The sequence below is a fragment of the uncultured Allobosea sp. genome (assembly GCF_945956895.1).
Taxonomy (GTDB): domain Bacteria; phylum Pseudomonadota; class Alphaproteobacteria; order Rhizobiales; family Beijerinckiaceae; genus Allobosea.
Window position 1 is genome coordinate 46221 of sequence record NZ_CAMFJF010000003.1, and the last position, 24922, is coordinate 71142.

The following is a 24922-nucleotide window of genomic DNA, read 5'->3' on the forward strand; positions in this document are numbered from 1 at the left end:
AACTCTTGGGCAATCGTCATCGAATGGCCGCATGGGCCAGCCTCATGCCCTTTCAGGAAGCGCCCTGATGGTAAACGAGGCGTTAACGACGTTTGTGAATCGTGCGGTCAAATGGGTTTCCAAGGGTCCTGGGGTCCACTACCCTTCCAATTGGTAAATGATGGGCGCAGTGTCTCCGTTCACCCGGCCAGAGGCGGCATGGGGCGACGGAGATCACCGTACGCGCCCATGTTCAGTAGCGTGGCGAGGCGGCAACGATGAATCGGCCCAAGAAGCTCCAGGACCCCACTGAAGCTGCGATGTCGGCGATCGAAGAGGCGCTTCGCCTTGACCAGCCCAAGGACAGCACCGAGACGCCGGTCGAGACGGAGCCGCGGCTGCCCACGACCAGCGAGAACGACCTGAAGCTCGAGCTGCCGCGCGTCGAGCCGGCCCCGGCTTCACCCGCGTCAGCACCTGCCGCCCCCGCCCCTCAGCAGCCGGCGCCGCCACGCGCCGCGATCGCGCCTGATACCAGCCGCGTCGCCAACGACGATCGCCGGGATTCGAGCTCGCTGGTCCAGGCCTTCGCCGTGCGCCCGTCCAGCAAGCCCTATTGGTTCGCAGCGTTGGCCTCGCTCGCCTGGCTCGGAGGCGCCGCCTTCGTCCTGCTCGGCCGCTACGGTTCGTTCAGCAACGGCCTGCCTGAGCCCGTCGCCAGCTTCGGCATCGGCGAATGGACACTGCTCGCGCTCTCGATTGGCGCGCCGGTCGTATTCTTCTTCGTGCTGGCAGCACTCTATCGCCGCACGCAGGAAATGCGCCTGATCTCGCGTGCCATGACCGAGGTCGCGCTGCGCCTCGCCGAGCCTGAGGTCGCCGGCGCCGATTCCGTGCTGTCGCTCAGCCAGACCATCCGCCGCGAGGTCGCCGCCATGGGCGACGGCATCGAGCGCGCCGTGGCGCGCGCCGGCGAGCTTGAAACCATCGTCCGCGGCGAGATCTCGACGCTGGAGCGCGCCTATGCCGACAACGAAATCCGCCTACGCTCGCTGATCGACGAGCTCGTCACCCAGCGCGAGGCCGTGGTCGGCAATGCCGAGCGCGTCAAGCTCGCCATCAGCGGCGCCCATGACGGGCTCGCCAAGGACCTCGACAGCGCCAGCCGCACCATTGCGGAAGCCGTCTCGCAGGCCGGCGACCGCGTCACCGGCTCGCTCGGCGCCAAGGGCGACCAGATCACCCAGGCCCTCGGCCGCGCCGGCGAGAAGATGATCGAGGAGATCAGCGGCCGCAGCCACGACCTCGTCGAGCGCCTGCAGATCACCTCGGGCGAGGTGTCCGAGCGCCTGGCCGGCGCCAGCGGCAACCTGTCCGACATGCTCGACGGCCGCGCCAAGGAGATCGCGAGTTCGCTGGAGCGCACTGGCGCGGTCCTCACCGAGGGCCTGACCGCAGGCGCCCAGGATGTCACCCGCGCCATCAGCGAAACCGGCACGCAGGTCGCCGAGACGCTCACCGGCCGCGTCGAGACCGTCAACGAACTGCTGAAAAATACAGGCGAGACCCTCGCCCGCGACATCTCGGCGCGCGGCACGGAAGCGGCCGAGCGCTTCGAGGTCAGCAGCCGCAGCATGGTCGCGCTGATCGAGAGCCAGAGCGAGGCCTTGCAGGCGCGACTGGCGGAATCCGGCGAGGCGCTGCGCAACATCCTTTCCGACGAAGGCGAGAGCGTCACGACGCGCCTCGCCGAGGTCGGGCGCGGGGTCAACAGCCTGCTCGTCCGCCAGAACGAGGCCATCGCCAACCGGCTCACCGAAGTCGGCGAGAGCGTCCATGGCCTGATCGGCACGCATGGCGACACGCTGGTCAGCCGCCTCAACGAGACCGCCCGCACCGTCGACGACGTGCTGCGCGAGCGTAGCGAAGCGATCATCCTGCGCGTCAGCGATGTCAGCCAGTCCCTCGGCGAATCCGTCGCGCAGCATGGCGACGCGCTCACCGGCCGCATCTCCGACGTGGCGGGCCAGGTGAACGGCCTGTTCACCGATCAAGGCAGCAAGCTCGTCGACCGCCTGAACGAAACCGGCCAGACTGTCCATACCCTGCTCGACCAGCAGGCAGAAAGACTTGTCGGCCGCGTCTCCAGCGCCGGCAGCGAACTCGCCGATCTGGTCGGCCAGCAGAGCGACGGCGTCGTCAATCGCGTTGCCGAAGCCGGCCGCAGCCTCGCCAGCCTGATGGGCGAGCACAGCGACGCCACCGTCGCGCGCGTCTCGAATGCTGGCGCCGATGTCGCCAAGCTGCTGTCGGAGCGCAGCGAGGCGCTGGTTTCCAGCGTCTCGGGCGCCGTCAACTCCGTCGAGACGCGCCTGCGCGACGAGAGCGAACTGCTCGTCAACCGCCTGACCCAGGCCGGCCAGGACGTCAGCGCCGTCGTCGGCAACGAGAGCGAGCGCCTGATCACCGGTCTCTCCGAGACCGGCATGCGCGTCAGCGCCCTGCTCGAGGAGCAGGCCGGCGCGATGACCGTGAAGGTTTCGCAGGCCGGGCTCGAGATCAAGGACCTGCTCGGCAACGAGAGCCAGGCGCTGGCCAGCCGCGTCGCCGATGTCGGCCGCTCGGTGCACGGTATCCTGGCGGAGCGCTCGAACGCGCTGATTACTCGCCTCGCCGAGACCGGCGCCAGCATCGACCAGCAGCTCGACGAGCGCGGCGAGACGCTGGCCGCCCGCGTCACCGGCAGCATCGAAGCGGCGAGAAGCGCCCTCGAACAGCAGCAGACCGGCTTCCTCGCCAGCGTCAGTGAGACCGGCGAGAAGGTCGGCGCCCTGCTCGGCGAGCAGCGAGAGGCCATGGTGCGCGATCTCGTCAGCACCGGCCGTGAGGTCCACACCCTGCTCGGCGAGCAGAGCGAGGATCTGGCGCGCCGCATGACCGATGCGACCCGCACCCTCACCGAGACCATCAATGTCGATGGCCGCCATGTCGCCGACCGCGTCTCCGAGGCGACGCAAGGGTTGCGCGACACCTTCACCGTCCATGCCGAGGACGCCCGCACCATGCTCGCCGGCACCGGCCGCGAGATCGTCATGGCGCTGACCCAGCAAGGCGGACGCGTCAACGAGGCACTCTCGGCCAACGCCGAGTCGATGCTGCGCTCGGTCGAGGGCCGCGCCCAGGCGCTGAACGAAGCGCTGGCGCTGCGCCACGACGCCTTGACCAAGCTCTTCGACGAGCGCGGGCATGAGATCGAGGCCGCGCTCGGCGGACGCCTCGCCGCGTTCTCGGCGCTGTTCGATACGCAGGGCCGCGACGTCGAGAACGCGCTCGCCGCGCGTCTCGGCGCCTTCGAGGACCTCATCGTCAACCAGGGCGGCACGCTGACCGCCAAGATCTCCGGCGACGCGCAGCAGCTCACCGCCGCGCTCCATGCCGGCATCGCCCAGGTCGAGAAGCTGATCTCCGAGGACAGCGTCGTGCTGGCCGACAAGGCCGGCGCCCGCGCACTGGAAGCCGCCGAGATGCTCGCCAACCGCACCCGCGAGGCGGCCGACGCGATGGAGAGCCAGATCAAGCTGTTCGAGGACCGCTCGGGCGCCAAGAGCGCCGAGATCGCCGGCACGCTCGACAGCCTGATCGCGCGCATCGACGGCAGCCTCGGCTCGCGCGCCACCGCCCTCAACGAGGCGCTGGTCGAGCGCACGGTCGATATCGCCCGCGTGCTGGCCGAAGGCGGGCGCGACGTCACCCGCGCGCTCGCGGCCAAGGCCGACGAGATCGGCGAGGTCGTCACCTCGAAGAGCGAGTCGCTCACCCGCACGCTCAGCGACAAGGCTGACACGATCAATGCGACGCTGGGCGGCCGCGCCCTCCAGATCGCCGATACGCTCGACCAGAGCGTCGCGCGCTTCGAGGAGCGCGTCGTCGGCCGGCTCGACACCGTCTCGCACACGCTCGACACCCGCGGCGACGAGATCGCCGTCACGCTGCAGGGCCGTTCGGACGCCATCGCCTCGGCTCTCGCCGAGCGGGCGCAGGAGCTGCGCGCGCTGTTCGACGACCAGGGCGGCGGCATGGTCTCGGCGCTCGCCGGCCAGAGCGAGGCGATCGCGGCTGCGCTCACCGAGCGCGCGGAGCAGCTGCGCACCCTGTTCGACGATCGCGGGCTCGGCATCGTCGCCGCGCTCGGCCGTCGTGGCGACGCCATCTCGGGCGCGCTCGACCAGCGCGCCGAGCAATTGCGCGCGATCTTTGAGGGCCAGGGCGCCGGCATCGTCACCGCGCTGGAGCGCCAGGGCACGGCGATCGCCAACTCGCTGGACGAGCGGACGGACGCCATGCGCGCCGCCTTCGACGCCAAGGGCCACGGGCTCGTCGAATTGCTCGGCCGCCAGGGCGATACGATCACCCAGTCGCTCGACGAGCGCATGGAAGCGCTGCGCGCCGTGTTCGACGCCAAGGGCAGCGGCCTCGTCGCGGCTCTCGGCGAGCAGGGCGCGACCTTCACCCAGTCGGTCGACGAACGTGTCGAGGCTCTGCGCGCCGTGTTCGACGCCAGGAGCAACGGCGCCGTCGAAGCCCTGAACGAGCGCGGCGAAGCGCTTGCCAACGAGTTCGCCTCGGTCGGCGAGACGGTGGTGCGTGCGCTGGAAAGCCGCGGCAACGCCATCGTCGCCGGCCTGCGCGATCGTGGCGCGGCCATCGCCAACGCCGTCGAGGCCTCGTCCAACGCGCTCCGCGAGACGCTCGAATCCGGCTCGCGCCAGTCGATCGATGCGCTGGTCGGCACCAACGAGCAGCTGCGCGAGGAGCTCGGCGGCATGCTGGGGCGCCTCGGCGAGGCCAACAAGCTGATGCAGCAGATCGTCAACGGCGCGAACAAGAACCTCGCCGCCGTCGAGAACAGCCTGTCGACCCGCGTCGGCGAATTGCAGACCGTGATCGGAACGGTGATGGCGGAGGCCGGCTCGGCCTCGCAGCAGGTCACCTCGCAGATCGCCGAGCTGAAGAGCTTCTCGGAAGGCACGCTGCGCGAGACTGCGGCACTGATCGGCCAGCTCGACGACCGCGGCACCTCGCTGAACGACGTGACGCAGGCCAGCAGCGCGGCGCTCAACGCCGTCGCCGGCCGGCTGGAGCAGATCGAGGGCCGCGTCGGCAAGGCCCTCTCCGAGCGCCGCGAGGCGCTGGAGCAGCTGCACGGGCTGATCGCCAACCGGACCGACGATGTCGAGTCGATCACCCGTTCCTTCGCCTCGCTGATCGACGAGTCGCTCAGCACGGCCGAGGCACGCGCCCGCCAGATCGGCACGGTCCTGTCCGACTCGGCGGAATCGACCACGAACGCGATCGCCCAGCAGTTCGAGACGATCCGCTCGGCCACCGGCCAGGAGCGCGAGCGCACGGCGGAAGCCCTGCGCGCGGCCTATGCTCAGGTCTCGACCGAGATCAGTGGCGAGATCGCCAAGGTGACCGAGCGCTTCCAGAAGGCGGCGCAGGACATGCGCGGCATCACCGGCGACATCCAGCGCGAGCTGGAAGCAACCCGCGCCGAACTGAAGCGCGGCGTGCTCGAACTGCCGGCCGAGGCCCAGGAATCGACCTCGGCCATGCGCCGGGTCGTCGCCGAGCAGATCAAGGCGCTGAACGATCTCACCGAGATCGTGACGCGCGCCGGCCGCCGTGGCGACGTCTCGCTGCCGATCGACCACGTCGCCAGCCGGCGCCCGGTCGCGGCTGCCGCCGCCCCTGCCCCGGCGGCTCCGGCCCCGGCCGCTCCCACCCGGCCTGCCCAGGCGTTCACGCCTGCGCCGCAGCCCGCGCCCGCCGCGGAGGAGCCGCTGCTGCGGCCGTCCATCGATGCGGCGAGCGAGCCCGCGCAGCCTGCCGCGCTGCGTCCCAACGTCCGCATCGAGACCGCGACCGCGCCGACTCGTCCCACCCCCGTGCAGGAGGCGCCACGCCGCCAGCCGGAGCCGGCTCAGCAGCAGCCGGCCAAGGCGGGCTGGCTCTCGGACCTGCTGACCCGCGCTTCGCGCGAGGACAAGCAGCCGGAGCCAAGCAAGCCGACGTCGCATTCGATCGAGAAGCTCGACTCGCTCTCCGTCGACATCGCGCGGATGATCGACCATGACGCGGCCGTGGAGTTGTGGGACCGCTACAAGCGCGGCGAGCGCAACGTCTTCACCCGCCGGCTCTACACGCTGCAGGGCCAGCAGACCTTCGACGAGATGCGTCGCAAGTACCGCCGCGACGCCGAGTTCAAGGACACGGTCGACCGCTATATCGACGAGTTCGAGCGCCTGCTCGGCGAAGCCGCCAAGGACGACCGCGACTCGATGGTAGCCAAGACCTACCTGACCTCGGAAACCGGCAAGGTCTACACGATGCTGGCCCATGCCAGCGGGCGCTTCGAGTAAGCGCGCAGCTCCAGCAACCGAAATGCGCAAGGCCGCCCTGACGGGCGGCCTTTCCATTTTGGGCTGTTCCGCAAAGGCCTGCCGCGCGCCTGGGACGCACAGACCTTCAATGGAAACGCGGGTCATCCCGGCCGGAGCGATGCGAAGAGCCGGGATCCATGCCTGAACCTTGATCGGAAGCGTTCCGGAATGGATCCCGGGTCAAGCCCGGGATGACGGCGTGTTTCCGGGTGAAATCGGCAGGTTTAAGCCGCCGCGCGGAAACGCGCCTCGCCTCGGTTCACGAAGCAGGTCTTGTCGAACAGGGCGAGGTCCAGCGGATTGGGCAGCCGGACATCCACGATCTCGGGGAATGGCCGGCTCGAGCCCTCATAGGAGCGGTCGATCTGCGAGAGGAAGACGAGGATCAGGCCCCTCTCCCGCGCGAATGCCTTCAGCATGCTCACTTGAAGCGCCAGCTCCGGCGTATCACGGCGCTGGTCGAGCAATTGCAGGTAATCGATCACCGCCACCGTGCCGCGCGGCGCTTCCGCCAGTCTCGCAACGATGTAGTCGGCGCTGATCGCATCGGAGCAGTCGCAGTCGAACAGGCCGGCAAATTCACCCGGCTCGATCTTGATCGCGCGCAACCGGGAGAGCACATCGGCCGGCGTGTATTCGAGCGTGAGGAACAGGCCGCGACGCCCGGACCGCATCGCTTCCGCGAGCAAAGCGAGGCTCGCCAGCGTCTTGCCCTGCCTCGGCCGCCCCGCCATCAGGACGAGATCGCCCGGCTCCAGCAGGGGCCAGAGCGCGCGAACCGAAGTCATTCCCGGCTGCTTCGCCGCAAGCAAGCTCCAGCTGCGATAGCCCTCCTCGCCCGCGATGCGGTCGAGCGCGGTGTGGAGCGGTATGCGCTCGGCCCGGCTCAGGAGCCTCGCCTTGCGCTTCAATTGATGGATCGGGGCCGACAAATTCATGGCGTGAACCTCCTATCGCGAGCAGCTGGCGCAATCCCTCCTTATGCGTGATGCCCGGACAGACGGTCGGATCGTCGGAAATGCCCTGCATGACGATGCTTCCCCGGCTGGAGGGGGGAGGCTCGGGCCGAGCCGGAATCACAGCCTAGCGCAGCCGGCCCCGGAAGGGAATCGGCTGCGATCGCCCTGGGAAACTATGGGCGCTGCGAAGGCGCGCTCAGCGCGCCCAGCGCACGATCTCGACCAGAACCTGCGACAATGCCTTGTCGAGCGCCTGGGCCGCGCCCGGTCCGTCGACCGCGCCGGCCGGCACGCGCGCCGCGAAGAGCCGCGCCCGCTGGATCTGCCCGGTCCTGTCACCGACGATGCGGGCGGTGATCTCGACCACCGCCATGCCCGTCGCGGCATCGATGTTGAAGCTGCGGATATTGGTGTTGAGCTGGACATCGGGCGAGATGCGCTGGCCCGGCCCCGAGACCGAGCCGACGCGGCCGGCATTCTCGAAGGTCTGGATCAGGCGCGCCTGCACCAGGGCGGGAACCCGGTCCGCCCATTGCGCCCCACCGACGAAGGAGAGCGCGCCGCTCGAATCCCTGACGATGACGCGATCGGAGTCGAGCGCCTGCACCGCCGTCGGCTCGGCCACGACCATGATCGCCCGCGAGCCTCCGACCTTGCCGAAACCACCGGGAGCCGAAAGGTCGAAGGTGGTCGGCGTCGCCCCGCCGCCGCAGCCTGCGAGCAGTGCAGCCGCAGCCACGACCAGCGCCGGAAGGAGGCGATGAGCCCGGCGGGCCGCAGGAAGCTGAACCTCGATCGTCATGGGGCTAGCGGGATCCGTTGTACTGGGGGAGCGGCGGTTTGCCGCCGAATATGAACTGCTGCGGGTTGCGTTCGAAATTCCGCAAGGTGCGGTTGAGTTCCGTGAGCGTCCGTTTGCCGTCCGAGGCCAGCGTCTCGACATCGCGCAGACCCGGCCCGGTGAAGCGGCTGATGCCGGCGGTGATCTCAGCGGTGCGCTTGTCGAGATTGTCGGCGAGCGTGCGGATCGACTTGGCGGCATCCGCGACCTCCTGGAAGGCGCTGCGGCCATCGGGCCCCGACCCGGATTCAAGGAAGCCCTTCGCCGCCTTGAGCACGCCCTCGACCTGATCGGCCGCGCGGTCGAGCTTGGCCGAGAGCGAGGCCGCGTCCTTGACGACCTTGGCGACATCGGCGCTGGAGCCGCCGAGCGCGCCAGTGAACTTGTCGACATTATCGACGATGCTGGCGATCCGGTTGCGATCGACCGAGCGCACCACCGCCGTCAGTTCCTCGCTGAGCGATTGCAGCTTCTGCGACAGCGGCTGGATCGTCTCGGCGATGTTGCCGAAGCCGGCCATCAGCTTGTCGAGCCCGTCGGCATTGTTGCCGAGCGCCTGAGAGAACTTCTCGACATTGCGGACGGTGTTGTTGATCGGCGTGGCGTTCTGCTTGATCAGCCCGTCGAGCGAGGTCAGCATGCCATCGGCCTTCTGAGCGACGTTGCGCACGGTCTCGATGATGTCCTGCAGCTCCGAACGCTCGGCGATGATCGTCGGCATCGGCTCGCCGGGCTTGGCCTTCAGGACCGGCGCGGAGGGATCGCCGCCGATGAGCTGCAACGCGACCACGCCGGCCAGCCCTTGCGCCTCGATGCGCGCACGCGTGTCCTCGCGCAGAGGCGTGGTGTTGGCGACCTGGATCACGGCATAGATGCGTCGCGGATCGTCCGGCTGGAGCTCGATATTGGTGACCTCGCCGACGCGCAGGCCGTTGAAGAGCACGCTCGATCCGCGCCCGAGCCCGGTCACTGTGCCAGTGAAGATGACGCGGATGCTCTCCTTGCGCCCGGCCCCGCCACTGTTGAACCAGTAGACGAAGCCGAAAGCCGCCGCGAGGACCGCGAGCGTGAACAGGCCGACGAGTGCGTAATTGGCGCGCGATTCCATCGTCTAGAGGCTCTGTCCCTGCTCTCCCGCCGGCAGCCTGGCCATGGCGCGCTCCCCGCCGAAATAGGCCTTCAACCATTGATGGTCGGACGCCAGCATCGTCGCCAGCGGCCCAACCGCGATCACCTTCTTGTCCGCCAGGGCGGCGATTCGGTCGCAGGCATGATACAGGCTGTCGAGGTCGTGGGTTACCATGAAGACGGTGAGACCCAGAGTCTGCTTCAAGGTCATGATCAGGTCGTCGAATTCGGCGGCGCCGATCGGGTCCAGCCCCGATGTCGGCTCGTCCAGGAAGACGATCTCGGGATCGAGCGCGAGTGCCCGGGCCAAAGCCGCGCGCTTGATCATGCCGCCCGAGAGTTCGGAAGGCGCCTTGTCGGCGGCATCGCGCGGCAGGCCGACGAGATCGAGCTTCACCATCGCCAGTTCGTCGAGCAGATCGGGCGAGAGCTGAAGGTACTCGCGCATCGGCACCTGGATGTTCTGCTTGACCGAGAGCGCCGAGAACAGCGCGCCCTGCTGGAACATCACGCCGAAGCGCCGCTCGAGCACGCGGCGCTGTTGCAAGTTGAGGTCGTCGACATCCTCCCCGAAGACCTCGATGGTCCCGCGCGCCTTGCGGACGAGGCCGAGGATGGTGCGGGTCAGCACCGACTTGCCCTGGCCAGAGCCGCCGACGAAGCCGAGGATCTCGCCGCGCAACACGTCGAGATTGAGCCCGTCCATGATCACCTTGTCACCGAAGGCAACCTTGAGATCGCGGACGCGGATCACCGCTTCAGGCGCGCCAGGAGCCTGCGTCGGATGGGGGTGGGAAGCATCTTGCCGCGCCATCGTCAGAACTCGATCGAAGCGAAGAACATGGCGAAGAGCCCGTCGACGACGATGACCATGAAGATCGCCTTCACCACCGAGGCCGTGACCTGACGGCCGAGCGATTCCGCCGAGCCCTTGACCGCGAACCCTTCGATCGAAGCGATCAGGCCGATGACGAAGGCCATGAACGGCGCCTTGATCAGGCCGACCGCGAAATGCTTCCAGGTGATGACCGATTGCAAGCGGGCGAGGAAGGTGTCGACGCCGATGCCGCCATAGAGCCAGGAGACCAGCCCGGCGCCGACCAGGCCGGCCATCGCGGAGATGAAGGTCAGGATCGGCAGCGAGATGATCAGCGCCAGGATGCGCGGCACGACCAGAACCTCGATCGGGTCCAGCCCCATGACGCGCAAGGCATCGATCTCCTCGCGCATCTTCATCGAGCCGATCTCGGCGGTGAAGGCCGAGCCCGAGCGGCCGGCGATCATGATCGAGGTCAGCAGCACCGCGAGTTCGCGCAGGATCAGGATGCCGGTGAGGTTCACGACAAAGGCGGAAGCGCCGAACTGCTGGAGCTGGAAGATGCCCTGCTGGGCGACGATGCAGCCGACGAGGAACGAGATCAGCATGATGATCGGCGCGCCGTTGAAGGCGATCAGCTCGACCTGGTTGACCAGCGACGGCCCCCGGAACTTGCGCGGACCGAGGACGACGCTGGCCGAGCCGACCACGACCTCGCCAAGAAACATGGCGCCGCCGACCATGTCGCGCCCGAAGCGCACGACGCCCTCGCCGATATCGACGAGGATATCGACGACGCCGACATGCCGGTGCAACTTCGGCGGATCCTCGTCATGAACCTGGACCTCAGCGAGCAGGATGCCGTGCTCGGGCTTGCTGCTGACGAGCTCGAGCGCGACGCCCTTTCTCTCCTCGCGTGCCTTCAGGCGGTTGAGGACATAGGCACCAAGCGTGTCGAGCCTGGTCACGTCCGAAAGGTCGATCCGGGCTCCCGTCTCCGCAGGCAGGCGCTCGGTGATCTCGCCGATCAGTTCTTCGATGCGGGGGGCGCGGTCGGCGCTCCAGGAGCCCGAAAGCGCCACCGCCAGCCTGCCCGCATCATCGCGGAGGATCACCTGCGGTTCGGCGGTATCGAGGCTCGCCATGTTGCCGTGAGGTCCTTGTCCCCTGGCCGGAACGGCCGTGAGGCGCCGCGCGGCCGCGCGGTGCCGGCCACACCAACCTCCACCCCCTGCCCTGTATTGCCGCGCCGTGCGCGCTTGGCAAGCATCGAGCCGACCGAGGCCCTCGGCCGGGCAGGGAAGCCTTCCGAGAACGCGGGAACCGCGGCTTTGCCGGCTGTTTGTTCCAATTCGGGGCGAAGGCAGCAATTCCTTAAGAAATCGCAAGGCAGGCTCGGAAACGTAACGTCACGACCGCCCTCCTGATTCGGCCGGTCCTTCGAAGGCAGATCCGTCATGGGCGACGTCCGCTCGCTGACACCGCTGAGCCAGGCCGACTACGAGGCGATCGAAGCCGCGGTGATGGAGACGGCGCGCGGCCGCTGGTTCATGGTGGAATACGCCAAGCGCAACCGGCAGGCGGACACGCTGCAATTGCTCGGCGCCATCCAGCGGATCGAACGGGTCGTCGGCCTTGGCGTGCACGAGACCAGCCGGGAAACCAATCTGATTGAGGCAGCCGCGCTGATCAGCGACCTGCGCACCGATCTCGAGCGGATCAGCGGCAAGGCCGAGGCGCGTTCATCCGGGCTTGCCGCGCAGATCGAGAAGGCCGCCGGTTCCGTGCTCGCCGCGGCCGAGAGCATCCAGGAGACGGCCTGGAGCCTGCGCGAGACCGGAGCGGACGCGGAAGCCTGCGACGCGCTCGACCGGAACGCCTCCGAAATCTCGACGGCGATCGGCATCGTCGACAGCGTGGTCCAGCGCATCGACAAGATCGCCGACACGATCGCGATGCTGGATTCCAGCTTGCGGGCCTTTGGTGAAGTCTCGCGCGAGTCGAGCGTGAGCTTCGAGGCGATGGCGGCCTCCGCAGAGGCGATGACGGTGCCCGCTCCCTCCGCCGCGCCGCGCCACTACGCCGATATCGAGATCGCGACCGATGGCCAAGAGCCCGTCCCGCTGGAGCGCAGCGACCGCCCGGCGGACGAAGCGCGCTTAAGCACCGTCCAGTTGCTCGACGACGACATCGTCTTCAGCGATCAAGCCGACACGCCACCGGCGGCCGCGCGTCTGACGGCGGCGCAGTCGGAAACCGCGCTGCGCGAGATCGACGCGATGCCGGCCGAGCGCAAGCTCGCCTATTTCGTCTAGATCGGTTTTCGCCTTGACTGAAGCGTCATTGCCAGGAGCGCAGCGAAGCAATGACGGCCTGACGGTTCAATCAGCTCTAAAATTGCTCTAGCTTCCTCGCCAGCCGCTCAGTTCTCGCGGCGGATGGCGCTTTCGTGCCAGCGGTGCAGCAGCAGGTACGAGATCAGGCTGGTCGCGAGGAAGATCGCGATACCCGAGAGCGAGATCATCACCAGCGCTGCGAAGACGCGCGGGATCTTGAGCTGGTAGCCTGCCTCCAGGATGCGATAGGCGAGACCCGAGGCGCTGCCGCCGGTGCCCGCGACGAACTCGGCGACGACGGCTCCGATCAGCGCAAGCCCACCGGAAATCTTCAGCCCCGCCAGGAAATAGGGCAATGCCGCCGGCAATTTGAGATAGCGCATCGTCTGCCAGCGCGAGGCGCCGTAGAGCTCGAACAGGTTGACGAGGTTATGGTCGGCCGAGTTCAGTCCGAGGATCGTGTTCGACAGGATCGGGAAGAAGGCGACGATCCAGGCGCAGATCAGGAGCGAGAGGTCGATATCATTGGCCCAGATGATGATCAGCGGGGCGATCGCGACGATCGGCGTGACCTGCAGGATGACCGCATAAGGCAAGAGCGCCATCTCCAGCCATTTCGACTGGCTGAACAGCACGGCGAGCGTCACGCCGACGACGACCGCGGCAGCGAGCGCCATGAAGGTGATCTTCAAGGTGACCCAGAGCGAGCCGGAGAGCGTACCCCAGTCGGCGACCAGCGTCTGCCCGACCAGGATCGGCCCGGGCAGCACATAGTGCGGGATATCGTTCCAGCGGACCGCGAACTCCCAGAGTGCCAGCACGATGACGCCGATCACCAGCGGCGCGAGGATGCGCGGCCAGACGCTGGCGGGCACGCCGAGGATACGGGTCTCGGCCATCGCGACGGGCAGCGCTTGCGCGTCGGTGCCATCGGAGCTGAGCGTTTCGGCGGGTGAGCTCATCGGCCGATCGCCTCCTTCAGCGTATTGGAGGCGACGCGGCAAAGATGGGCGTATTCGCCGGAGGTCCGGAACAGTTCGTCGCGCGGATAGGCGGCGTCGACCGAAAGATCGGCCATGACCCGGCCGGGCCGGGCCGCCATCACCACGATGCGCTGCGAAAGATAGACGGATTCGAAGACCGAGTGGGTGACGAAGACGGCGGTGAAGCGCTCGCGCTCCCACAGCGCGAGCAGGTCATCGTTGAGGCGATGACGGGTGATTTCGTCCAACGCCGCGAAGGGCTCGTCCATTAGCAAGATCTTGGGCCGCATCACCAGCGCGCGTGCAATCGAGACGCGCATCTTCATGCCGCCCGACAATTCGCGCGGATAGGACTTCTCGAAGCCCTTGAGGCCGACCAGAGCGAGCATCTCGGCGGCGCGTGCCTCGGCCTCGGCGCGGGCTACGCCCCTGAGCTTGAGCGGCAGCATGACGTTGGTCAGCGCGTTGGCCCAGGGCATCAGCGTCGGGTCCTGGAAGACGAAACCGAGATCGCGGGCGCCATGACCGGTGCTGCCTTGCGCCTCGCCGGTCTCGCCTGGCCAGGTGATCGTGCCGGCCGTCGGCGCGCCGAGGCCCGCGATCATGCGCAGCAGCGTCGACTTCCCGCAGCCCGACGGGCCGAGCAGACTGATGAACTGCCCTGCCCCCAGTTCGAGATCGACGTCGCGAACGGCGAGCGTGCCGTTGGCGAAGCGCTTCGAGACGTGCCGGACCGCCACCAGCGGCGTGCTGGCGCTCTCGTTGCCCGGAGGTGTGCTTAGATAGGCCGTGTCCAAAGCCTGATGATCCGATCTACGAAATGCCGTCATTCTCGGGCGAAGCGAAGCTTCGACCCGAGAACCTCATGACGAGAAGGCACTGGTTTCCGAGATGCTCAGGGCTCAAACCCGAGCACGACGTTCCTTCTCAGCCCTTGCCGATGCCCTTGTTGACGAAGTCGAGGCTGTAGGCCTTCTTCACGTCGACTCCGGCCGGAACCACGCCCGCCTCGCTCATCGTCTTGTAGAAGCTTGCCCAGCGCGCATCGGTCATGGCGCCGATGCCGAGCGTCTTGGCGTCGCCGGAGACGACGATGCCGCGATCATTCATCACCTTGAGCGCGTAGTCGATCTTCTCCTGATCCATGTCGGGATTGTCCTTCAGGATCCGGGCATTGGCGGCCTCGTTGCCGGCGCCGCCCTTCATGTACTCGGCCCAGCCTTCCAGCGTCGCATCGGTGAAGCGCTGCACCAGCTCCTTCTTCTCCTGGACCATCTTCCGGGAGAGCGTGATCGTGGTGTTGTAGTTCTCGAACCCGGCATCGGCGAGCAGATGCACGACCGGATCGACACCCGCCTTGCGGATGACGAAGGGCTCGGAGGAGAGGAAACCCTGCTGCGTCAGCTTCTTGTCGGCCAGGAACGGCGCCATGTTGAAGGTGTAGGGGCGAATCTGCTCGTCCTGGAAGCCGAACTTCAGCTTCAGGAAGGGCCAGAAGCCGACGCGGGCCTGCGCCGCGATCAGGATCGGCTTGCCCTTGAGGTCCGCGAGCGTGTCGTTGCCCTGGCCGGGATGCGAGATCAGGACCTGCGGGTCCTTCTGGAAGATCGAGGCGATGCAGAGGAAGGGCAGGTTCTCATGCGCGAAGCTCAGCGCCTCCAGCGAGTTGCCCATGATCATGTCGACACGGCCACCGAGCAGGAGCTGGGTCGGGTTCTGCTGCGGGCCGCCGGGGCGGATATCCACGTCGAGCCCGTATTTCTTGTAGATGCCGTTGGCGGCGGCGAGGTAGAAGCCGCCATGCTCGGTCTGGGCGCGCCAGTTGGTCTGGTAGCTGACCTTGTCGAGCGTCTGTGCGTTGACCCGCGCGCCCGGCACGGGGATCAGCAGGGAAGCGGTGGAGCCGCCGATCAACCCGAGCGCGGCACGCCGGTTCACGCGATATTTCATCGTCGTCATCTTGCTCTCTCCCCTCACGCTGCGGCCGGGCCAAGCCACTGGCCCGTCTCCTTATCCCATGCGATAGGACGACGGGACAATGCAACGCCGTGCGGCCGGGTTTCTGCACAGAAACAAGGCGATCGCATCGGCTCCTGACAGGCCTGATCATGACCGCACGTTTCTGGGGCGACCTGAAGAGCTCCGACTTCGCCACACTTTCACCTGACCGCACCGTCGCCGTGCTGCCACTAGCTGCCATCGAGCAGCACGGCCCGCATCTGCCTGTTTCGGTCGATACCACCGTGATGAACGGGATGCTGGCCGAGGCGATGCCGCTGGTGCCTGATGATCTCGACGTGCTCGTCCTGCCGACGCAGGCCGTCTGCAAGTCGAACGAGCACCTGCATTCGCCCGGCACGGTCACCATCGGCTGGGAGAGCGCGATCCGTTCCTGGATCGAGATCGGCGAGAGCGTGAAGCGGGCGGGCCTGCGCAAGCTCGTGCTGATCACCTCGCATGGCGGCAATGTCGACCCGATGAAGATCGTGGCGCGGGAGCTGCGCGTCGATCACGGCATGCTCGCCATCTGCACGGCCTGGATGTCCTTCGGCCTGCCAGAGGGGCTCTTTGGCGAGCTCGATATCCGCCACGGCATCCATGGCGGTGATGTCGAGACCTCGCTGATGCTGCATTTCCGGCCCGACCTCGTCGACATGGGCAAAGCCGCACTGTTCAAGCCGCATACCGTGACGATGGCCGAAGAAGGCTACACTCATCTGCGCCCGACCGGCCCGCATGCCTTCGCCTGGATGGCGCAGGATGTTAACCGCGCGGGTGCCGCGGGCAATGCCAGTCTCGCGACCGCCGCGAAGGGCAAGGCGACGGCAGCGTTGCAGGCGCGGGGCTTCGCCAAGTTGATGGCCGACGTCGCGCGGATGCCGCTCGATACGCTCTACAAGGCGGGCTGAGCCTCACTCGGGATCGAGGAGGCGCGGCCCCGGCCCCTCCTCGGCCAGGCGATCGAGCGGGTTGTGCAACGGGCAATCCCGTACCGAGAGGCAACCGCAGCCGATGCAGCCGTTCAGATGATCGCGCAATCGCGTCAGCCGGTCGATGCGGCGTTCCAGTTCCTGCTTCCAGGCGGATGAAAGCCGCGTCCAATCCGCGACGGTCGGGGTGCGTTCCTGTGGCAAGGCCTTGAAGGCCTCGCGGATGGTCTTCAGCGGGATGCCGGCGCGCTGCGCCACCTTGATGATCGCGACCCGGCGCAGCACCTCGCGGGCATAGCGGCGCTGGTTGCCCCGCGTCCGATGGCTGCGGATCAGCCCTTCCGCCTCGTAGAAATGCAATGCCGAGACCGCGAGCCCGCTGCGGCGGGCGACGTCGCCGACGCTGAGCTCGCCCGGCAAACGCGCCTGCTGGGACATTGGGAACGCCTCTTGACCTGAACCTTACTTGAGGTTCTATAAGCCGCGCTCCCGTGATGCAAACCGGAGCGTTTCCATGCACCAGAAGGTCGATACACGGATCAGGCTCGCCCTGATCTACGGCAGCAACCGCGAAGGCCGCTTCTGCGACAAGGTCGCTGGCTGGGCGATCTCGCAGATCGCGGGCGACGGCCCGTTCGACCTTGCGATCGTCGATCCCGGCGAGATCGACCTGCCGCCGCGCCATGTCAGCGGCAAGCACCCTGCCCTCGAAGAACTGCGGCAGGTCATCGGCTGGGCCGACGGCTTCGTCGTGGTGACGCCGGAATACAATCGCGGCTATCCGGCGATCCTGAAGTTCCTGATCGACGCGGTCGGGCCGGAATGGCGCGGCAAGCCGGTCGGCTTCGTCTCCTATGGCGGCATCTCGGGCGGCCTGCGTGCCGTCGAGCAATTGCGCCTCGTCTTCGGGGAGCTGCATGCCGCGCCGATCCGTGATGGCGTCGCCTTCGCCGATATCTGGAGCCGCTTCGACGCGGAAGGCGCCCTGCTCAATGCCGACCGCGCCGAGCAGGCGATGGCAACGATGCTGGCGCAATTGCACTGGTGGGCGAGCGCGCTGCGCAAGGCGCGCGAGGAGGTGCCTTACGGCCAGTTCGCGGCAGCCTGATACGTCACGCGAACGTGGAAAGAGCTTCACAAATCCGAACTGGTCTCCTGGTGGCGGGATGCGGAACAATGTCCGTCCCGAGACTAGATCGTCGTGCGTCCTGGCGGATGCAAAGCGACGATCTAGCTCTTTGTCATCGCATCGGATTCTTCCGAAAAGTGGTCCCCACTTTTCGGTCCGATGCAGGAGGAGCCGACGGATATGAAGCTCAAACTTCTCCGCAACGCGACGCTGAAGCTCATATACGGCGGCAGGACCTTCCTGATCGATCCGGATTTCGGCCCGCGCCATAGCCGCCGCTCCTTCACCGGGCGCTCGGAGAACCCGATGGTCGAGCTGCCCGAGCCGATCGAGGACATCATCGCCGGCGTCGACACCGTCATCGTCTCGCATCTCCATGCCGATCATTTCGACGAGGTCGCCAAGGAGCGCGTGCCGAAGGGCCTGCCGATCATCTGCCGACCGGGCGACGAGGCTGCGATTGCGCAGGCGGGCTTCTCCTCGATCACGGCGATCGACTGCTATGTCCGACTGGGGCCAATCATCCTGAAGCGGCACCCGGCGCAGCACGGCACCGGTGCCGTCGTCGACAAGATGGGGCCGGTAATGGGCCTGAGCTTCGAGGCGCCGGGCGAACCGACGCTCTACTGGTGCGGCGACAGCGTGCTCTATCCGCCCCTGCGCGACGCCGCGACAGCAACAGGGCCGGACGTCATCGTCACGCATTCCTGCGGGGCGAAATGGGACGACACGCTGATCGTGATGGACGACACGCAGACGCTCGATCTCGCCGAAGCCTTCCCGCGCGCGACGGTGATCGCCACGCATATGGAAGCGCTTGATCACGCCACCGTCAGCCGCGCGGCTTTGCGCAAAGCGGCCAAGGAGCGCGGCGTCGACATGCAGCGCCTGCGCATCCCCGCCGATGGCGAGACGATCGAGCTCGGCGTGCCCGCGCTGGTTTAGGCGCTCAGTGACAAGATCAAACGCGGGATCCCCTCTCCTTACAGGAGAGGATTCCCCGCGCCTTTGTCGTCAGGGTCTGATCAGGCGAGGCACCTGCCTCGCCTGATAATGACGCGCGGAGCCGTTATTCCCCTGCCTTCAGCTGCTTGGCGTAGATGTCCTTGTACTGCTCGCGCAGCAGGTTCTTCTGCACCTTGCCCATGGTGTTGCGCGGCAATTCGGCGACGACGAAGACCTGCTTGGGCTGCTTGAACTTGGCAAGCCGCTGCTCCAGCGCCGTGGCGATGCCCTTCGCGGTGATCTCGGCGCCGGGCTTGCAGACCACGACGGCGGTGACGCCCTCGCCGAAATCCGGATGCGGCAGGCCGATGACGGCGCTCTCGATCACGCCGGGCATCTCGTCGATCTCGGTTTCGACTTCCTTCGGATAGACATTGTAGCCGCCGGTGATGATCAGATCCTTGCCGCGCCCGACGATATGGACGTAGCCGGCGGGATCGATCTTGCCGAGATCGCCGGTGATGAAGAAGCCGTCGGCCCTGAACTCGGCCTTGGTCTTCTCGGGATTGCGCCAGTAACCCTTGAAGACGTTCGGGCCCTTGACCTCGATCATGCCAATCTCGTCGCGGGCGATCTCCTTGCCGGTCTCGGGGTCGACGACACGCGCCGAGACGCCCGGCAGCGGGAAGCCGACCGTGCCGGCCACCCGATCCCCCTCATAGGGATTCGAAGTGTTCATGTTGGTCTCGGTCATGCCGTAGCGCTCGAGGATGGCGTGGCCGGTGCGGGCGCTCCACTCGCGATGCGTCTCGGCCAGCAGCGGCGCCGAGCCGGAAACGAAGAGGCGCATATGCTTCGTCGCCTCCTTGGTCAGGTGGGCATCCTGCAAAAGCCGCACGTAGAAGGTCGGCACGCCCATCATGCTCGTCACTTGGGGCAGATATTTGAAGACCTGCTCGGGATCGAACTTAGGCAGCAGGATCATCGAGGCGCCGGACAGCAGGATCACGTTGGTCGCGACGAAGAGACCGTGGGTATGGAAGATCGGCAGGGCGTGCAGCAGCACATCGCCCTTCGTGAAGCGCCAGTAGTCGACCAGCGCCAGCGCGTTGGACGACAGGTTGTCGTGGCTCAGCATCGCGCCCTTGGAGCGGCCGGTCGTGCCGGAGGTGTAGAGGATGGCAGCAAGATCGTCCGGCCCGCGCGCGACATCGGTGAAATCGCTCGAGGCGGCATTCGCCTTGTCGAGCAGGCTGCCGGCTCCGATGCCGAGCGTCTCCAGCTTGGCGCCGGCCTTCTCGGCATAGGGACGCAGCGCTTCGGCCCTGGCGGGATCGCAGACGAAGATGGCGGGCTCGGCATCGCCCAGGAAATACTCGATCTCGGCCGGAGTGTAGGCGGTGTTGAGCGGCAGGAAGATCGCGCCGGCCCGGACGGTGCCGAGATAGAGCATCAGCGCCTCGAAGCTCTTCTCGACCTGGACGGCGACGCGGTCGCCCGGCTTGACGCCAAGCCCGACGAGAGCGTCCGCGAAGCGCGCGGAAACCGCGACCATGTCGCCATAGGAGAAACGCCGGCCGTCATCGAGCAGCGCGAAGGGCGCATCCGGCGCCGGCATGCGCGAGCGGATCAGGTCGAAGAGATGATTGCCCATGATTTCGGGTCCTTTCAGGCGTTTCCGTCTCGGTAAACTACAGCCCTCATCCTGAGGAGGCCCGCAGGGCCGTCTCGAAGGATGCTCCAGATTACTCCGGAGCCTCCTGAAACATCCTTCGAGACGCCGCTGACGCGGCTCCTCAGGATGAGGGCTGAGGGGATTTGCATCGCACTCAACTCGTAGCAGGGCGCAGCAGCTTGCGCACGCCCGACGAGGCCACCACCGTGTTGCGGGTGGCGAAGGCCTCGTGGTTTGTCTCGATGTCGTCGAGGTCGTAGCGGTAATTCACCATCACGCCATGCGACTCGCGCAGGCCCCGTGCCGAGAGATTGCCACCGACATTGATCCGCTCCAACCGCGCGCCATTGCCGAGATGGAAGCGCGCGACCGGGTCGATGACCCGGCCCGACGCGGTGCGTGCCCGCAGCATGTATTGCGCCATCATCTGGCCGAGCAGCTTGTCGCGGCGCGCCTTCGTCACATCGTCGAGCGAGATCGTCTCGCCGGCCGGGCGGGCAAGCTCGGAGCGCTCCTCGTTGGTGAGGACGAGATCGCCGGATTCTTCCGCGATGCCGACCAGCCAGCGGGCGAAACCCGGCACCGGCGAGAGCGTGACGAAGGTATCGAGCCCCGGCAATTCGCGCTTCAGGTCCTCGGCCACCTGCTTGATCAGGAAATTGCCGAAAGAAATGCCGCGCAGCCCCTCCTGGCAATTCGAGATCGAATAGAACACCGCCGTCGTCGCAGCCTGAGCCGGCAGGATCGCCCGCTCGGGCTCCAGCACCTCTCCGATGCTGCGCGGGGTATCGCCGGTCAACGCGACCTCGACGAAGATCAGGGGGTCGTCGACAAGCTGGGGATGGAAGAAGGCGAAGCAGCGCCGGTCAGCCGGCTCCAGCCGGCGCCTCAGATCGTCCCAGCCCTGGATCTCGTGCACCGCCTCGTAGCGGATGATCTTCTCCAGCACGTTGGCCGGCGTGCGCCAGTCGATGCGACGCAGGACGAGGAAGCCGCGGTTGAACCAGGAGCCGAAGAGATGGCGGAAATCGTCGTCGATGCCCTTCAGCTCGGGCTCCGCCGCCATCGCCTCGAACAGGGCCTCGCGCATCCGCACCAGCACATGCGTGCCCTCGGGCGCAAGGTTCAGGCGACGAAACAGTTCCTGCCGGCGCGGCTCGGACGCCTGATGCAGGGCCGCGACGGTCGCCGGGGCTGGCTTGGCGCGATAGGCCTCGATCGCCTGATCGAGTCGGTCGTGATCGGGGCCGAAGCGCTCCTGCAGCATATTGAAGAAGGCGAGCCGGCCGGGCTTGTCGAGCCCCTGCCAGGCCTCCAGCACGGCCTGCGCCAGCGCCATGCCCGAAGCCTCGCCGCGGCCGGAGAGCAGGTCCTCGCAGAGCTTGTCGATCGGGCGCGAGCGGTTCCCCAGGAAACGCTCGAAGCCGATCAGCGCGCGGCCGCGATCCGCCACGTTGGTCAGAAGTTCGCCGAGAAATGCCATGTCCATGCCGGCTCCCAGTTCGCAGGCTGATCCTATACGAGATTCAGCGCAGGCAAATCGGGCATCAGCGCAGCAGGTTCCAGGCTTTCAGGAAGAAATCCGGCGCGCCGAAATTGCCGGATTTCAGCGCGACGACCATCTCCGGCCCGTCAACGACGCGCGTCCAGGGCACGCCGGGGTCGATTTCAGGGCCGATTTCCAGCGTGCGGATGCCAAGACCGAGCACGGTCGCACCGGAGGTTTCGCCACCAGCGACCAGAAGCCGCGTCACGCCACCTTCGGACAACCGGCGCGCCAGCTCGGCGAAGGCGTGCTCCACGATGCTGCCGGCCTTCTCGCGACCAAGCTTGTCCTGCACCAACGCGACCTCGGACGGGTCGTCGCTGGAATAGACGAGGAACGGCTTGTCGGCCGGCTGCGCCAGCGCCCAGGCGGCGAGGCCGGCGGCATCCTGCCGGCCATCGGCCAGCGCGAAGGGATCGACCTTCAACGCGGGGTAGCCCGCCTCCAACGCCGCCTTGATCTGGCCGCGCGTCGCAGTCGAGCAGCTGCCGGAGATGATGCCGGCGCGTCCGGCGGGCGCCTTCAGGTCCTGCGGGCCAGGTCGCTCCGGCAGCAGGCCGGCGCGGCGGAAATTCTGTGGCAGGCCCATGGCAATGCCCGAGCCGCCGGTCAGCAGGACATGCTCGGACACGGCATGGCCGAGCGTCATCAAATCCTCGTTGGTCAGCGCGTCGGTGACGGCATAGCGGATGCCATCGGCCTCAAGCTTCGCGAGGCGCGCCTTCACGGCGGTGGGACCGGCGAGCACGGTGGCGTAGTCGACGAGGCCGGTTTCGGTCTTTGCCTGCGCGGACATCAATCGCATCAGGTTCGAATCCCGCATCGGCGTCAGCGGGTGGTCCTTCATCGAACTTTCGTGCAGCGGCACCGCGCCGACGAAGAGATAGCCCTGATAGATCGAGCGGCCATTGGCCGGGAAAGCCGGGCAGACGATGGCGAGCCCGGCACCAAGGCGCTCGGCCAGCGCATTCGCCACCGGCCCGATATTGCCCTCCGCCGTCGAATCGAAGGTCGAGCAGTATTTGAACAGGATCTGGCGCGCGCCGGCCGCGAGCAGCGCCTCGCAGGCAGCAAGCGAATCCGCCACGGCCTCGACAACCGGATTGGTCCGCGACTTCAGCGCGACGACAATCGCATCGGCCTCCGGCAGGGCGGAGCCGGCCGGGGGCACGCCGATGACCTGGACGGTGCGCATGCCCGCGCGGTTCAGCATCAACGCGACATCGGTCGCGCCCGTCATGTCGTCGGCGATCACGCCCAGCAGCATACCCAATCTCCCTCAAGCCCAGTCGGGTTTCCTGAACGTCCTTTAATCACACTAATCACAGCCGCCCAACGAGGCGACCGCCATGGCCGCATCGTGCACGCCCGCCACGGACATGGAACCCCGGCTTCCCGCAACGTTGCCTCTGCCCACGCGGCGGGCAGGACTGCCTCAGAATTGATGCGGCGCGTCATCGACGGCGCACGCGATCTGAGTCAGTTTAGTGCCACAAGGAACGAATTGAGCAGGACGACCCTCGTGCCAAGCGGCGGGAACGTTCGCCGACACCGTCCGGAACGAGGGGACCATCATGAAGCTGTTGAAGGTTGCGATTTCGGCTGCCGCGCTCGCGCTTGCGACGATACCGGCACTGGCCCAGGCCCCGTCGACCCTGCGGATCGGCGTGCAGGAAGACCCCGACATGCTCGACCCGCACAAGGCACGCACCTTCGTCGGCCGCATCGTCTTCATGGGCCTGTGCGACCGGCTGCTCGACATCACGCCGGAGCTGAAGCTGGTGCCGCGGCTGGCGACGGAGTGGGGTTTCTCCACCGACGGACTGACGCTGACGATGAAGCTGCGCAGCGACGCCAAGTTCCATGACGGTGAGAGCTTCAACGCCGAAGCCGCCAAAGCCAATCTCGAGCGCGCGATGACCCTGCCGGATTCGCTGCGCAAATCGGAGCTCGCCTCGGTCGACAAGGTCGAGGCCCCGGATGCGACGACGCTGGTACTGAAACTGAAGCGGCCCGATGCGACGCTGCTCGCCCAGCTCACCGACCGCGCCGGCATGATGCTCTCGCCCAAGAGCCTCTCCGGCGATGTCACGGCGAAGCCGATCTGCTCGGGCCCCTACAAATTCGTCGAGCGCGTCCAGAACGACCGGATCGTGCTGGATAAATTCAAGGAGCACTGGGAAGCAGACAAATACAGCTTCGACCGCATCATCTACCGGTCGATCCCCGATACGACGGTGCGCCTCGCCAATCTGCGTTCGGGCGAACTCGACATCCTGGAGCGGATGGCGCCGACCGATGTGAAATCGGCTCAGGGAGACAAGTCGCTCAAGGTCATGAGCGTCGCCAATCTCGGCTACCAGGGCATCACCGTGAACACCAATAATGGCGAGGCGGCGAAGCAGCCGATCGGCCTGGACAAGCGCATCCGCCAGGCACTCTCGCTCTCGATCGACCGCAAGGTGCTGAACGACGCCGTGTTCGACGGGCTCTATGAGCCGATGCTCCAGCCGTTCAACCCCGGCAATCCCTATCTCAGCGCCGATTTCCCGGTGCCGCCCCGCGACGTCGCCAAGGCGAAGGCGCTGATGAAGGCCGCTGGCACCGAAAAAATCTCGGTCGAGCTTTTCGTTACCAACAATCCGGTCCAGGCGCAGGTCGGCCAGGTGATCCAGGCGATGGCGCAGGAGGCCGGCATCGACGTCCAGATCCGCTCGACCGAATTCGCCAGCCAGTTGCGCGACCAGCAGCAGGGCAAGTTCCAGCTCAGCTTGATCGGCTGGTCCGGCCGGATCGACCCGGACGGTAACATCCACGCCTTCGTCACCACCAAGGGCAACCAGAACGACGGCAAATATTCCAATCCGCAAGTCGACAAGGAGCTCGACGAAGCACGCACGATCTACGAGCCGGCCGCGCGCAAGAAGCACTACGATGCCGCGCAGAAGATCCTGCAGGACGAGTTGCCGATCATTTATCTCTACAACGACAAGCGCTATTTCGCGCTGCGGGCGAACATGCAGGGCTTCGTGATCAACCCGGACGGAATGATCCGGCTCGCAGGGTTGAAGCGTTCGTGAGGATCCGCGAGTTGGCAGGCCATGGCGATTCCGCCATGGCCGTCATTGCGAGGAGCGTAGCGACGAAGCAATCCAGGGGGACACAGAGCTCTGCCGCCCCTGGATTGCTTCGCTGCGCTCGCAATGACGGT

At 66.8% G+C, this 24922-nt stretch carries 18 protein-coding genes; 6 read left to right on the forward strand and 12 right to left on the reverse strand.

Features of this window, described 5'->3' with window-relative positions; translation table 11 throughout:
- Positions 1–257: 257 nt before the first annotated feature.
- A complete protein-coding gene (locus tag Q0Q02_RS02855; protein ID WP_293806701.1) occupies positions 258–6401 on the forward strand; it encodes a hypothetical protein in 6144 nt (2047 codons plus the stop codon).
- A 245-nt stretch (positions 6402–6646) separates the two neighbouring features.
- On the opposite strand, the gene Q0Q02_RS02860 is transcribed toward Q0Q02_RS02855, so the two are convergent.
- From Q0Q02_RS02860 to Q0Q02_RS02880, 5 genes are all read right to left on the reverse strand, one after another.
- Complete coding sequence (locus Q0Q02_RS02860; protein ID WP_293806703.1) at positions 6647–7360, reverse strand: DNA helicase; 714 nt, start codon at positions 7358–7360, stop codon at positions 6647–6649.
- A gap of 217 nt (positions 7361–7577) precedes the next feature.
- Entirely contained in the window at positions 7578–8183 is a 606-nt protein-coding gene (locus Q0Q02_RS02865) for an ABC-type transport auxiliary lipoprotein family protein (RefSeq protein ID WP_293806705.1), read from the reverse strand.
- A gap of 4 nt (positions 8184–8187) precedes the next feature.
- Complete coding sequence (locus tag Q0Q02_RS02870) at positions 8188–9330, reverse strand: MlaD family protein (RefSeq protein WP_293806707.1); 1143 nt, start codon at positions 9328–9330, stop codon at positions 8188–8190.
- Between the two features lie 3 nt (positions 9331–9333).
- Positions 9334–10164 carry an ABC transporter ATP-binding protein gene (locus Q0Q02_RS02875; protein ID WP_293806709.1) on the reverse strand — a complete coding sequence of 277 codons (831 nt, stop codon included), beginning with the start codon at positions 10162–10164 and terminating at the stop codon, positions 9334–9336.
- 2 nt (positions 10165–10166) lie between these two features.
- Positions 10167–11312, reverse strand: a complete 1146-nt coding sequence (locus Q0Q02_RS02880; RefSeq protein ID WP_293806711.1) for an MlaE family lipid ABC transporter permease subunit — start codon at positions 11310–11312, stop codon at positions 10167–10169.
- A gap of 312 nt (positions 11313–11624) precedes the next feature.
- On the opposite strand from Q0Q02_RS02880, the gene Q0Q02_RS02885 reads away from it, so the two are divergent.
- Positions 11625–12482, forward strand: coding sequence for a hypothetical protein (locus Q0Q02_RS02885; protein ID WP_293806712.1), 858 nt, complete (start codon positions 11625–11627; stop codon positions 12480–12482).
- 107 nt (positions 12483–12589) lie between these two features.
- Here Q0Q02_RS02885 and Q0Q02_RS02890 read toward each other — a convergent pair whose 3' ends face one another.
- The 3 genes from Q0Q02_RS02890 to Q0Q02_RS02900 all read right to left on the reverse strand — a co-directional run bounded on the left by Q0Q02_RS02890 (position 12590) and on the right by Q0Q02_RS02900 (position 15445).
- Positions 12590–13402, reverse strand: coding sequence for an ABC transporter permease (locus tag Q0Q02_RS02890; RefSeq protein ID WP_293806977.1), 813 nt, complete (start codon positions 13400–13402; stop codon positions 12590–12592).
- 59 nt (positions 13403–13461) lie between these two features.
- Positions 13462–14283, reverse strand: coding sequence for an ABC transporter ATP-binding protein (locus Q0Q02_RS02895; protein WP_293806714.1), 822 nt, complete (start codon positions 14281–14283; stop codon positions 13462–13464).
- 130 nt (positions 14284–14413) lie between these two features.
- Positions 14414–15445, reverse strand: a complete 1032-nt coding sequence (locus Q0Q02_RS02900; RefSeq protein WP_293806716.1) for an ABC transporter substrate-binding protein — start codon at positions 15443–15445, stop codon at positions 14414–14416.
- A 149-nt stretch (positions 15446–15594) separates the two neighbouring features.
- On the opposite strand from Q0Q02_RS02900, the gene Q0Q02_RS02905 reads away from it, so the two are divergent.
- Entirely contained in the window at positions 15595–16395 is an 801-nt protein-coding gene (locus Q0Q02_RS02905; RefSeq protein ID WP_293806718.1) for a creatininase family protein, read from the forward strand.
- Between the two features lie 3 nt (positions 16396–16398).
- Here the strand turns inward: Q0Q02_RS02905 and soxR are convergent, their stop codons facing one another.
- A complete protein-coding gene (gene soxR, locus Q0Q02_RS02910) occupies positions 16399–16854 on the reverse strand; it encodes a redox-sensitive transcriptional activator SoxR (protein WP_293806720.1) in 456 nt (151 codons plus the stop codon).
- Between the two features lie 76 nt (positions 16855–16930).
- Between soxR and Q0Q02_RS02915 the strand changes: the two genes are divergently transcribed.
- Positions 16931–17524, forward strand: a complete 594-nt coding sequence (locus Q0Q02_RS02915) for an NAD(P)H-dependent oxidoreductase (RefSeq protein WP_293806722.1) — start codon at positions 16931–16933, stop codon at positions 17522–17524.
- 201 nt (positions 17525–17725) lie between these two features.
- Entirely contained in the window at positions 17726–18490 is a 765-nt protein-coding gene (locus Q0Q02_RS02920; RefSeq protein WP_293806724.1) for an MBL fold metallo-hydrolase, read from the forward strand.
- Between the two features lie 124 nt (positions 18491–18614).
- On the opposite strand, the gene Q0Q02_RS02925 is transcribed toward Q0Q02_RS02920, so the two are convergent.
- From Q0Q02_RS02925 to otnK, 3 genes are all read right to left on the reverse strand, one after another.
- Positions 18615–20144: a malonyl-CoA synthase gene (locus tag Q0Q02_RS02925; RefSeq protein WP_293806726.1), complete on the reverse strand. Its 1530-nt coding sequence runs from the start codon at positions 20142–20144 to the stop codon at positions 18615–18617.
- A gap of 175 nt (positions 20145–20319) precedes the next feature.
- Positions 20320–21654, reverse strand: coding sequence for a malonyl-CoA decarboxylase (locus Q0Q02_RS02930; RefSeq protein WP_293806728.1), 1335 nt, complete (start codon positions 21652–21654; stop codon positions 20320–20322).
- A 58-nt stretch (positions 21655–21712) separates the two neighbouring features.
- Positions 21713–22978: a 3-oxo-tetronate kinase gene (otnK, locus tag Q0Q02_RS02935; RefSeq protein WP_293806729.1), complete on the reverse strand. Its 1266-nt coding sequence runs from the start codon at positions 22976–22978 to the stop codon at positions 21713–21715.
- A 307-nt stretch (positions 22979–23285) separates the two neighbouring features.
- Here otnK and Q0Q02_RS02940 point away from each other — a divergent pair, with 307 nt between their 5' ends.
- Complete coding sequence (locus Q0Q02_RS02940) at positions 23286–24791, forward strand: ABC transporter substrate-binding protein (RefSeq protein ID WP_293806731.1); 1506 nt, start codon at positions 23286–23288, stop codon at positions 24789–24791.
- Positions 24792–24922: the final 131 nt, after the last annotated feature.